Raw genomic sequence first — 11624 nt, forward strand, 5'->3', positions numbered from 1 at the left:
TTTATTCCTCGGCTCCGGCGTGCGAGTGTTCACCCATGTCCATGTCCATGTCCATGTCGTGCGTCGTGTCCATGCCTTCAGGCATTTTCGGCCCTCTTTGCGCGTTCATGTCGCTGCCCATGAATTTGCCAATAATTGCTTTGAACAAATCAGGTTTAACATTGGAGAAATACTCAACCGGGTGATTCTCACTCGGCGCAGCCACTTTGTTGAAATCTTCGGTTGTATTCAGGGTGTTAGGCGATTGCTTAACTTTTGCCACCCACGCGTCGAAGTCACCTTCGGTCGGTGTTGCAATGGCCGTAAACTTCATACCTGAGAAACCCTTGCCGCTGAAGCTGGCAGAGATACCCTTGAATTGTCCCGGTTCATTCGCAATCAGGTGCAACTGAGTCTGCATGCCGGCCATCGCGTAGATCTGTCCACCTAACTGAGGAATAAAGAACGAGTTCATTACTGAGTTGGAGGTGACTTTAAACTGAACGGGGACGTCTTTCGGGAACGCCAGTTCGTTTACGGTCGCGATACCTTGTTCCGGATAAATAAACAGCCATTTCCAGTCGAGGGATACGACCTCGATAGTCATGGTTTTGTTATCGCTGACAATCGGTTTGAATGGGTCTAATTGGTGGGTGGTTTTCCAGGTTATCGTTGCCAGAATGGCGATAATGATAATGGGAATAGTCCAGACCACGGCTTCGATTTTATTGGAATGGGACCAATTGGGGCTGTATGTTGCATTTTTATTGGAAGCGCGATACTTCCAGGCAAAAGCAAACGCCATAATAATGACGGGCACCACCACAATCAACATAAGACCGATAGCTGTAAGTATCAGCGTCCTTTGTTCAAGTCCTATTGCTCCTTTGGGATCCATCAATGCCGTATTGCAACCACTGAGCATTACAGCAGAGGCGAATAAAGACAACATCCCGATACTTTTATTGTATTTCTTAAGTCTCATCTAACGACCTCAATTACAAGGGCTCTATTGTCGTTTCATGTGTGCGGGCATTTTACGGGAACGTTGCAGTACTGTAAACACGCTTAAGTTCGTGTCAGTGGCTTGTTGACACTTTATGTTAACAAGGTCACAGATGTTGCTATGCGTGGTTATTTCCTAATGCCAACAATATGTTGCGACGAAAAAAACTTGTATTTCTGTATATTTGGAGCAAAAACAACACATAGTGCTTCTAAATAATTGACCTTATGGAAACGTTGTAGAGTCGATAAGTTTCTTTTATGTAAAAAATTTGTGATTTTAACGTAAAATTTAATTTAAGTCTCGAGTCCGAAAAAGAGCTGCAAGAAACGAACTGTTAATTAAAAATTAAATTTTAGCGAAGAAATTACGCCAAATTACTTCGGCGTTGAACTATATAGTCCAAGGCCGCCCCGGAAATTACACCGGAAACGCCAAGGATAATGCCAATTTCCAGCAGGCGATCGGCGAGCAAATGAAGTTCAGCCCAGCCGAGAGAATTGAAGATTAAAATCACCAACCAAACGAATAAACACAGGCAACCGCTGGTAAAAAACCTGAGTGCCCAGCGATAGCCGCCGTTGTAAGCAGTGCGGCGTTTGAAATCGTCATTATGTTGTGCATATTCAAGCGTTTGCTTACACGCTGCCAACAACAGTAATCCCGGAAGCGCCGCGACAATCGAGAACAGGTAAAACAGGGGCCAACCATGTGCTTCAACAAACCAGCCAGCGATAGGGCCAACGTAGACCCGGCCCACGGCAGAGAGTGCTGAAAGCAATGCAAATTGGGTCGCGGAAAATGATTTATTACAGAGCGTCATCAGCAAAGCCACAAACGCCGTAGTCCCCATGCCGCCACACAGATTTTCAAAGAAAATGGCTGCCGCCATGGTCGTGATATCTTTATCCGTGATCGCCAGTAGCCAATATCCGGCGTTGGAGACGGCCTGTAAAATACCAAATAACATCAAGGCGCGGAACAAGGATAGTCGCTGCATCAGCATGCCGCCATACAGGGCGCCAATGATTGTGGAAATTAACCCGAGGGTTTTATTCACCAACCCGACTTCTCCGGTATCAAAACCCACACCACGGATCAAAAATGTGGTGCTCAGACTACCTGCGAAGGCATCTCCCAATTTGTACAGCACGATCAGGCAGAGAATCATCCAGGCATTGTTACGGCCAAAAAAGTCACGCAAGGGCGCAACCACGGCTTGTTCGAGCGTACGTGGACTTGGTAGCGAATTATCGGGTTCGGGTGCCATAAACGTGGCGATCACGCCAATGAGCATCAGTAAAGCCATTAGCCAGTAAGTGGCTTGCCAGCCGAGATAGCGATCGGCTATCCACAGCGCCAGTCCACCGGATACCAACATCGCCAACCGGTAACCTAAAACGGAAATGGCGGCACCGCTGCCACGCTCTTCGGCGGGAAGCAGATCGGTTTTATAGGCATCAAAAACAATATCTTGCGACGCGGAGCAAAATGCGATCACCACAGCCAGCACAGCCAGCCACCACAAATCCCGCGAGGGTTGCATAAAGCCCATTGCCACAATAGCGACAATCAGCAGAAGTTGCGTCACGATCAACCAGCCGCGACGCCGCCCAAGAAAAGGGGGGGTATAGCGGTCCATCAGCGGTGACCACAGAAACTTGAAAACATACGCCTGACCTACCAGTGAAAAAATACCAATGGTTTTCAGATCAACATTCTCAACCGTCATCCACGCTTGCAGCGTACCGGATGTCAGCGCCAGCGGCAGCCCTGAGGCAAAACCCAGCAAAAGCAGAACGGCAGTATTTCGCTGAGAAAATATTTTAAGGTACTGATTGAACATGAAGCGCTTCCCGCAGGCATGAATTCATAATGTTGCAGACGCATAATAAAGGATGCGGGCAGATAATAAAGGAGGGAATAAAGAATGCGTAACAAGGACGTAAAATGGCATCTGCCCATATTCCTTGGGCAGATGCGGTAAAATACCTGATTTAGCGGGCGTTCTGCTTGATAAAGTCGCTAACGCTGGTGTCCTGCGCCATATCGGCAATGACATCACCCAGCACGGTGTTGACGGCGTTGGTGATCTTGTCATTGGTCGCGGTGAAGGCACCTTGAACGTTATAGGTAGAACGGTAGTTCTTGACCTGTTTGTTACCGTTCTTGGCGGTCGCAATAATCGAGATATCTGCCTTGGTGGTGATGTTGTAGCGCAGATTGCCTTCCTGAACGTCAGCAAACAGATTGTTTACCACGATTTGCAGGCCAATGGCGCCGTCTGCACCAATCATATAACCACGGGCACCCATCTGTTTCTCAAGCACTTCCTGCAGCAAGAAACGCAGGTCGCGGGATGGGGTCAGGGTGATCAACTGACCGTCACGGTTCACTCTGGCCAGTGCCTGATCTTTACGCTGATCGGCGCCATTAATGCTGACCGTCACGCCCATCAACGTAGGATCCTGCTGCGGCAGCACGATCTTCGGGGTGACGTTCAGGGTGTTGGTGCTGGTGGCACAGCTGGCTAACATCATCACGGCCAACATAGGAAAAAAGAGTCTCTTTAACATGGTCACTTCTCAATAATTATAGTGGGATAGCTGACAATAAAATTTTCAACATCATAGCATTGCCATAGCCCGGGGGAAGAGCTGATCGCATAGAAATTCACCTTGCCGATGCCTTTTTCACCAGATGGCCCGGCATACGGTCATTTTATGCCCATACAATCCTTACTAAATGATGCTAATTCTTAAAAGAGCGGCTCTAATGACCGTTATCAATGATAAATTTACATCGGTAATGCGATAACGCGTCAAAAAGCAGCTAATATTTAAAGACATGGGGCGCAGCTCTCTGCTGGTGTAATGAGGAGATCTCTATGATTCGCGAGCAAATAGAAGAAAAGTTAAGGGCAGCGTTTGAACCTGTGCACCTGGAAGTGGTGGATGAAAGTTATCGCCATAACGTTCCAGCAGGCTCGGAGAGTCACTTTAAAGTGGTGATGGTATCCGATTGCTTCTCTGGCCAACGTTTTCTGGAGCGTCATCGCTCCATTTATGGCGTTTTGTCCGCAGAGCTGGCGGATGGCGTACATGCGCTGGCATTGCATACCTATACGCAGAAAGAGTGGGCGGGTCTGCAAGACACTGTCCCCGCGTCACCGCCGTGTCGCGGTGCCGGAACGATGGCCTGACTGCCCCGGAACGCCAGCTAATTGCGCTGGATGAAAAGACCACACAGAGTATCGGTGGAACTTTTAGTCGTAAATGGGGTATTACTAGAGACGTATTTTGTAAACGGCCTGCGGGCCGTTTCTGTTTTTTTATTGCGCGACAGGTCGCTTTACCGATGCAAAGTCGGTAATTATGCCCTGAATCGAGGAAAGTGTGAGTTTTACCGCGCCAGTATTAGCTTGCCTCCTCGACTCATCACGCATGCACCGCTATAATGTCGCGTCTTATTTTTCCGGAATGGTTTCGGGACGCTTCTGAATACAGGGATAGGTTCTGGTTTAAGCGGCCGTCCCGGTTCTTTGAAGCCGTTTTCAAAGTAAGCAGTCTTTTATACAGGCTCTCATTTTGAGAACGGCTTCTGGAGTTGACCGAGCACTGTGATTTTTTTGAGGTAACAAGATGCAAGTTTCTGTTGAAACCACTCAAGGCCTTGGGCGCCGTGTAACGATTACTGTTGCTGCTGACAGCATTGAAAAAGCAGTAAACAGCGAACTGGTCAACGTGGCTAAAAAAGTTCGTATCGACGGCTTCCGTAAAGGAAAAGTGCCTAAGCACATCGTTGAGCAGCGCTACGGCGCATCCGTTCGTCAGGACATCCTGGGCGATTTGATGCAGCGTAACTTTGTTGATGCCATCATCAAAGAAAAAATTAACCCGGCTGGCGCCCCTAACTATGTTCCGGGCGAGTACAAAATGGGCGAAGACTTCACTTTCTCCGTTGAATTTGAAGTGTACCCAGAAGTCGAGCTTAAAGACCTGGAAAGCATCGAAGTCGAAAAACCGGTTGTTGAAGTCAACGACGCGGACGTCGACACCATGCTGGAAACCCTGCGCAAGCAGCAGGCTGACTGGAAAGAGACTGACGCTGCAGCGCAAGCTGAAGACCGCGTTACCGTTGATTTCAATGGCTCTATCGATGGCGAAGAATTTGACGGCGGCAAAGCTTCTGATTTCGTTCTGGCCATGGGTCAGGGTCGTATGATCCCAGGTTTCGAAGAAGGTATCCTTGGCCATAAAGCGGGCGAAGAATTTACCATCAACGTTAACTTCCCTGAAGATTACCATGCAGAAAACCTGAAAGGGAAAGCTGCCCAGTTCGCTATCGTTCTGAAGAAAGTAGAACAGCGTGAACTGCCAGAACTGACTGAAGAATTCATCAAGCGTTTCGGCGTGGCTGATGGTTCTGTTGAAGGTCTGCGTGCTGAAGTGCGTAAAAATATGGAACGCGAGCTGAAAGGCGCAGTCCGTAACCGCATCAAGACCCAGGTTATCGATGGTCTGGTGAAAGCGAATGAAATCGATGTCCCGTCTGCACTGGTTGATGGCGAGGTTGACGTTCTGCGTCGCCAGGCTGCGCAGCGTTTTGGTGGCAACGAGAAACAAGCGCTGGAACTGCCTAAAGAACTGTTCGAAGAGCAAGCTAAACGCCGTGTGGTTGTTGGCCTGCTGCTGGGCGAAGTGATCAGCAAAAAAGAACTGCAAGCTGATGAAGATCGCGTGAAAGCCCTGATCGAAGAAATGGCTTCTGCGTATGAAGATCCGCAGGAAGTTGTTGAGTTCTACAGCAAAAACAAAGAGCTGATGAACAATATGCGTAACGTTGCACTGGAAGAGCAAGCAGTCGAAGCATTGCTGACCGACGCCAAAGTAACTGAAAAAGCCACCACCTTCAGTGACCTGATGAATCAGGCCCCTGCTGCGTAATGTGCTGAACGCTATTGAGCTTTTCATGCTCAGATGACAGAGCCCGTGGCAATATGCTGCGGGCTTTTTCATTTATGGCAAAAGGACATTCCTGCGCTTCATGTGTTATTTGCACTATATTTAAAGTACTGATAAAACATTTAAGAGCTTGATATAGAGTCTTAACTCGTTGGGAAGCTACGGGTGCAGCTCGACAAAATCTGGAGGATTTCTCAACGCCAGAGGGCGAAGCCTTGTGAGTTATCACGATAGGGAAGGCGTAGGGTAGCGCAGTTGGCGTGTAAAAGAATTTTCCTACTCAACTTGAAAATGACCTGGTTGTCCCCCAACTGTTGAAGATAGTAAGGCTGTTGAGTTATGGCAGCACACGACTGATTGATAATGACCGTCTGAATGAGTGGGGCGAGCTGGCGTTTGAGCATGGTCATCATTGGCTATCTCAAGTAGAATCGGTTAAAAATGGCGCCGAAGTGAATTATATCTAGGAGACGGTAATGTCATACAGTGGCGAAACAGAACAATTTGCACCTAACATGGCTCTTGTACCCATGGTCGTAGAGCAGACTTCCCGTGGTGAGCGCTCATACGATATCTATTCACGCCTGTTGAAGGAACGTATAATCTTTTTGACCGGTCAGGTTGAAGACCATATGGCTAACCTGATTGTGGCGCAAATGCTGTTTCTTGAAGCAGAAAACCCGGAAAAAGATATTTTTCTCTACATCAATTCCCCGGGTGGGGTGATTACTGCGGGTATGTCAATTTATGACACAATGCAGTTTATCAAACCAGACGTCAGTACCATCTGTCTGGGACAGGCGTGTTCAATGGGGTCATTCCTGTTGGCTGCCGGGGCTAAAGGCAAGCGTTTCTGCCTGCCGAATTCACGCGTAATGATTCACCAGCCATTGGGTGGCTTCCAGGGTCAGGCGACGGATATTGAAATCCATGCCAGAGAGATTCTGAAAGTTAAAGCCCGCATGAATGAGCTGATGGCGAAACATACGGGTCAACCTCTTGAAGTAATAGAGCGCGACACTGAGCGCGACCGTTTCTTGTCTGCAGAACAATCTGTAGAGTATGGCTTGGTAGACTCCGTGATGAGCCACCGTCCCTGATGGCTCATGTCTGGTGCCGATAGGCTATAATTTACAGGCTCCCTGATGTAGAGGGCGTTAACTTTCGGCGATCAGAACGGTTAACAAGTCACTGGTCGTGCTGCTGCGGTATGGCAGCGGGACAGATATTAATGAAGAGGTTTACTGATGACAGATAAGCGCAAAGACGGTTCAGGAAAGCTGCTGTACTGCTCTTTTTGCGGCAAAAGCCAGCATGAAGTGCGTAAGCTGATTGCCGGGCCGTCAGTGTATATCTGCGATGAATGTGTTGATTTGTGCAATGACATTATTCGCGAAGAGATTAAAGAGGTGGCTCCGCACCGCGAGCGTAGTGCTTTGCCAACGCCACATGATATCCGCCAGCACCTGGATGACTATGTCATTGGTCAGGAGCAGGCCAAGAAAGTATTGGCTGTGGCGGTATATAACCATTACAAACGTCTGCGCAGTGGTGATAGCAGCAATGGTATCGAACTGGGCAAGAGTAACATTCTGCTGATTGGTCCGACCGGTAGCGGTAAAACGCTGTTGGCAGAAACGCTGGCGCGTTTTCTGGATGTACCTTTCACGATGGCAGATGCCACCACCTTGACCGAAGCCGGTTATGTGGGTGAAGACGTTGAGAATATCATTCAGAAGCTGTTGCAGAAATGCGATTACGATGTACAGAAGGCCCAGCGCGGTATTGTGTATATCGATGAAATTGACAAAATTTCGCGTAAGTCTGACAACCCCTCCATCACCCGTGACGTTTCAGGTGAAGGTGTGCAACAGGCATTGCTGAAACTGATTGAAGGTACGGTTGCCGCTGTTCCTCCGCAGGGGGGGCGTAAACATCCTCAGCAGGAGTTTCTGCAGGTGGATACCTCCAAGATCCTGTTTATCTGCGGCGGTGCATTTGCCGGTTTGGATAAAGTGATCGGCCAGCGTATCAATACAGGTACCGGCATCGGCTTTGGTGCAACGGTTAAAGGCAAAGCAGAGAAAGCGACCGAAGGTCAGTTGCTGGCTCAGGCAGAACCTGAAGATTTGATTAAATTTGGTCTGATCCCAGAATTCATTGGCCGTTTGCCGGTAGTGGCGACGCTGAGTGAACTGAGTGAAGATGCGCTGATTCAGATCCTGAAAGAGCCGAAGAATGCCCTGACCAAACAGTACCAGGCGTTGTTCAATCTTGAAGGTGTGGAACTTGAATTCCGCGAAGAGGCGTTGAATGCCATCGCCAAGAAAGCCATGGCGCGCAAGACGGGGGCTCGTGGTCTGCGTTCCATCGTTGAAGGTGCGTTACTTGATACCATGTACGATCTGCCTTCATTGGAGAGCGTAGAAAAAGTGGTTATTGATGAGTCGGTCATCGCCGGGCAATCCGAGCCGTTGCTGATTTATGGTAAGCATGAAGCGCAGCAAGCTTCTGGCGAATAATTAACCATTTTTTCCAGAGAGTTAGCAGCCAAATGGGGGATTTTTTCCCCCATTTGTTTTTCCTCGCATTCTTATCGTTGAATGTAAGATATTCATCCCCATATACTCAATAACCTACTTGCTGAAACCCTGAAAAGTGGAGTTTCACGAGATTTCCTTAACCTGGCGGAAGCTAAACTAAGAGAGAGCTCTATGAATCCTGAGCGTTCTGAACGCATAGAAATCCCCGTATTGCCTCTGCGCGATGTGGTGGTTTATCCGCACATGGTGATCCCGTTATTTGTTGGTCGGGAGAAATCGATTCGGTGCCTTGAAGCCGCAATGGATCACGATAAAAAGATCATGCTGGTGGCGCAGAAAGAGGCCTCAACGGATGAACCAGGTGTCAACGATCTCTTTTCAGTAGGGACCGTTGCATCGATCCTGCAAATGCTGAAGCTGCCAGACGGTACAGTAAAAGTACTGGTAGAAGGCTTGCAACGAGCGCGTATAACCACCCTGTCTGACAGTGGTGAACATTTTGCTGCCCAGGCGGAATATCTTGACTCACCAGCTATTGATGAGCGTGAGCAGGAAGTTTTAGTACGTACAGCGATTAATCAGTTTGAAGGTTACATCAAACTGAACAAAAAAATTCCGCCGGAAGTGCTGACTTCTTTGAACAGCATTGATGATGCTGCGCGTCTGGCTGACACCGTTGCTGCGCATATGCCGCTGAAATTAAGCGACAAGCAGTCAGTACTTGAAATGTTCGACATTACCGAACGCCTGGAATATCTGATGGCGATGATGGAATCGGAGATCGATCTGTTGCAGGTTGAGAAACGTATTCGCAATCGCGTCAAAAAGCAGATGGAAAAGAGCCAGCGTGAGTACTATCTGAATGAGCAAATGAAAGCCATTCAGAAAGAGCTGGGCGAAATGGATGACGCCCCGGACGAGCATGAGGCGCTGAAGCAAAAGATTGAAGCGGCAAAAATGCCGAAAGATGCGCGTGAGAAAACGGAAGCTGAGTTGCAGAAGCTGAAGATGATGTCGCCGATGTCTGCCGAGGCGACCGTTGTCCGTGGTTATATCGACTGGATGCTTCAGGTTCCGTGGAACAGCCGCAGCAAAGTGAAAAAAGATCTGCTGAAAGCGCAGGAAGTGCTCGATACCGACCATTATGGTCTTGAGCGCGTCAAAGACCGTATCCTTGAATACCTGGCGGTTCAGAGCCGTGTCAGCAAGATCAAGGGACCGATCCTGTGTCTGGTTGGGCCTCCGGGCGTGGGTAAAACCTCGCTGGGTCAGTCCATTGCCCGTGCAACGGGACGTCAGTATGTGCGTATGGCGTTGGGTGGCGTACGTGATGAGGCCGAAATACGCGGCCATCGCCGTACCTACATCGGTTCAATGCCAGGCAAGTTGATCCAGAAAATGGCAAAAGTTGGGGTTAAAAACCCACTCTTCCTGTTGGATGAGATCGACAAGATGTCGTCTGACATGCGAGGCGATCCGGCGTCTGCACTGCTCGAAGTTCTTGATCCAGAACAGAACGTGGCATTTAACGATCACTATCTGGAAGTGGATTATGATCTGTCCGATGTCATGTTTGTTGCTACGTCAAACTCGATGAATATCCCGGCACCGCTGTTGGACCGTATGGAAGTGATTCGTCTTTCCGGTTATACCGAAGATGAGAAACTGAACATTGCGATGCAACATTTGCTGCCGAAACAACTCGAACGTAACGCGCTGAAAAAAGGCGAGTTAACGGTTAATGAGAGTGCGATTGTTGGTATCATCCGCTACTACACCCGCGAAGCCGGTGTGCGTAGTCTGGAACGTGAAATCTCCAAACTGTGCCGTAAGGCGGTTAAACAGTTGCTGATGGATAAAACCCTCAAGCATATCGAGATAAACGGCGACAATCTGAAGGATTTCCTCGGCGTACAGCGTGTCGACTATGGTCGTGCCGATACAGAAAACCGTATTGGCCAGGTTACCGGGCTGGCGTGGACGGAAGTGGGCGGCGATCTGCTGACCATCGAAACGGCTTGTGTGCCGGGTAAAGGCAAACTGACCTATACCGGTTCGCTGGGCGAAGTTATGCAGGAATCCATTCAGGCAGCACTGACCGTTGTGCGTGCCCGTGCGGATAAACTGGGCATCAACCCTGATTTTTACGAAAAACGTGATATTCACGTTCACGTACCTGAAGGCGCGACGCCAAAAGATGGTCCAAGTGCGGGTATCGCGATGTGTACGGCGTTGGTTTCCTGTCTGACCGGTAATCCGGTGCGTGCCGATGTGGCAATGACGGGTGAAATTACGCTGCGTGGTCATGTTCTGCCAATTGGCGGGCTGAAAGAGAAGTTGCTGGCAGCTCACCGCGGCGGCATCAAAACCGTACTGATTCCGGACGAGAATAAACGCGATCTGGAAGAGATCCCGGCGAACATTATTGCCGATTTGGATATCCATCCGGTGAAGCGGATCGATGAAGTTTTGAACCTTGCATTACAAAATCCGGCGTTCGGCGCACAGCCTGTCGCGGTAAAATAGTGACGTACAGCAAAAACAATGGATAAAAGCAGGGCTGGCAGGCTAAATCTTACTTGCCAGCCTTTTTTTGTGCCGCTAAGTTAGATCCCTGTCTAACAACGCTTTGTCGCCGTCTGGTGACTTGCATCGAAATGACAGGCTTGCTATAAAAGCTGCGCGGTCGCGTGGGTAAGGATTGTTGGAGCGCGACAATAGAATTCTAGAGGGGAAGAAGAGTGAATAAGTCACAACTGATCGACAAAATTGCCGCAGGTGCTGATATTTCCAAAGCAGCAGCTGGACGTGCTTTAGATGCAATCATTGCTTCTGTTACAGAGTCTCTGAAGGAAGGGGATCAGGTCGCTCTGGTTGGTTTCGGTACTTTTGCAGTGCGCGAACGTTCTGCCCGCACTGGCCGTAATCCGCAGACAGGCAAAGAAATCGATATTCCAGCAGCAAAAGTGCCGGGTTTCCGCCCAGGTAAAGCTCTTAAAGATTCCGTAAACTGATTACCCGATGACTGTGTCCAACGTCAGGCATGTTTATGCTAAACAATCACCTGACGTCACTGAGTTGGTAAGGTAAGATACAAGGCGCATCGAAGTGATGCGCTTTTTTTATTTCATG

9 protein-coding genes are annotated in these 11624 nt (G+C 49.0%); 6 read left to right on the plus strand and 3 right to left on the minus strand.

The window, feature by feature from the left end; genetic code table 11:
- Position 1: 1 nt before the first annotated feature.
- The 3 genes from cyoA to DRI82_RS00435 form a co-directional block, all read right to left on the minus strand.
- Entirely contained in the window at positions 2-964 is a 963-nt protein-coding gene (cyoA, locus tag DRI82_RS00425; protein WP_114191548.1) for a cytochrome o ubiquinol oxidase subunit II, read from the minus strand.
- Between the two features lie 388 nt (positions 965-1352).
- Positions 1353-2831, minus strand: a complete 1479-nt coding sequence (gene ampG / locus DRI82_RS00430; protein WP_114191549.1) for a muropeptide MFS transporter AmpG — start codon at positions 2829-2831, stop codon at positions 1353-1355.
- A gap of 151 nt (positions 2832-2982) precedes the next feature.
- The gene (locus tag DRI82_RS00435; RefSeq protein WP_114191550.1) at positions 2983-3561 is read right to left on the minus strand and encodes a lipoprotein; all 579 of its coding nucleotides are present in this window, start codon (positions 3559-3561) and stop codon (positions 2983-2985) included.
- A 311-nt stretch (positions 3562-3872) separates the two neighbouring features.
- Between DRI82_RS00435 and bolA the strand changes: the two genes are divergently transcribed.
- From bolA to hupB, 6 genes are all read left to right on the plus strand, one after another.
- Complete coding sequence (gene bolA / locus DRI82_RS00440) at positions 3873-4187, plus strand: transcriptional regulator BolA (RefSeq protein ID WP_114191551.1); 315 nt, start codon at positions 3873-3875, stop codon at positions 4185-4187.
- A 439-nt stretch (positions 4188-4626) separates the two neighbouring features.
- Positions 4627-5931: a trigger factor gene (tig, locus tag DRI82_RS00445; RefSeq protein ID WP_114191552.1), complete on the plus strand. Its 1305-nt coding sequence runs from the start codon at positions 4627-4629 to the stop codon at positions 5929-5931.
- A 494-nt stretch (positions 5932-6425) separates the two neighbouring features.
- Positions 6426-7049 carry an ATP-dependent Clp endopeptidase proteolytic subunit ClpP gene (gene clpP / locus DRI82_RS00455; RefSeq protein ID WP_114191554.1) on the plus strand — a complete coding sequence of 208 codons (624 nt, stop codon included), beginning with the start codon at positions 6426-6428 and terminating at the stop codon, positions 7047-7049.
- A 147-nt stretch (positions 7050-7196) separates the two neighbouring features.
- The gene (gene clpX, locus DRI82_RS00460; RefSeq protein WP_114191555.1) at positions 7197-8471 is read left to right on the plus strand and encodes an ATP-dependent protease ATP-binding subunit ClpX; all 1275 of its coding nucleotides are present in this window, start codon (positions 7197-7199) and stop codon (positions 8469-8471) included.
- Positions 8472-8663: 192 nt separating this feature from the next.
- Entirely contained in the window at positions 8664-11018 is a 2355-nt protein-coding gene (gene lon / locus DRI82_RS00465; protein ID WP_114191556.1) for an endopeptidase La, read from the plus strand.
- Between the two features lie 215 nt (positions 11019-11233).
- Positions 11234-11506: a nucleoid-associated protein HU-beta gene (hupB, locus tag DRI82_RS00470; protein ID WP_114191557.1), complete on the plus strand. Its 273-nt coding sequence runs from the start codon at positions 11234-11236 to the stop codon at positions 11504-11506.
- Positions 11507-11624 lie beyond the last annotated feature (118 nt).

Source organism: Edaphovirga cremea (genome assembly GCF_003332275.1).
Lineage (GTDB): Bacteria > Pseudomonadota > Gammaproteobacteria > Enterobacterales > Enterobacteriaceae > Edaphovirga > Edaphovirga cremea.

Bases quoted from the DNA above. Each gene is read 5' to 3' on its own strand.
- cyoA (WP_114191548.1), bottom strand. From the start codon at position 964: ATGAGACTTAAGAAATACAATAAAAGTATCGGGATGTTGTCTTTATTC.
- ampG (WP_114191549.1), bottom strand. From the start codon at position 2,831: ATGTTCAATCAGTACCTTAAAATATTTTCTCAGCGAAATACTGCCGTT.
- DRI82_RS00435 (WP_114191550.1), bottom strand. From the start codon at position 3,561: ATGTTAAAGAGACTCTTTTTTCCTATGTTGGCCGTGATGATGTTAGCC.
- bolA (WP_114191551.1), top strand. From the start codon at position 3,873: ATGATTCGCGAGCAAATAGAAGAAAAGTTAAGGGCAGCGTTTGAACCT.
- tig (WP_114191552.1), top strand. From the start codon at position 4,627: ATGCAAGTTTCTGTTGAAACCACTCAAGGCCTTGGGCGCCGTGTAACG.
- clpP (WP_114191554.1), top strand. From the start codon at position 6,426: ATGTCATACAGTGGCGAAACAGAACAATTTGCACCTAACATGGCTCTT.
- clpX (WP_114191555.1), top strand. From the start codon at position 7,197: ATGACAGATAAGCGCAAAGACGGTTCAGGAAAGCTGCTGTACTGCTCT.
- lon (WP_114191556.1), top strand. From the start codon at position 8,664: ATGAATCCTGAGCGTTCTGAACGCATAGAAATCCCCGTATTGCCTCTG.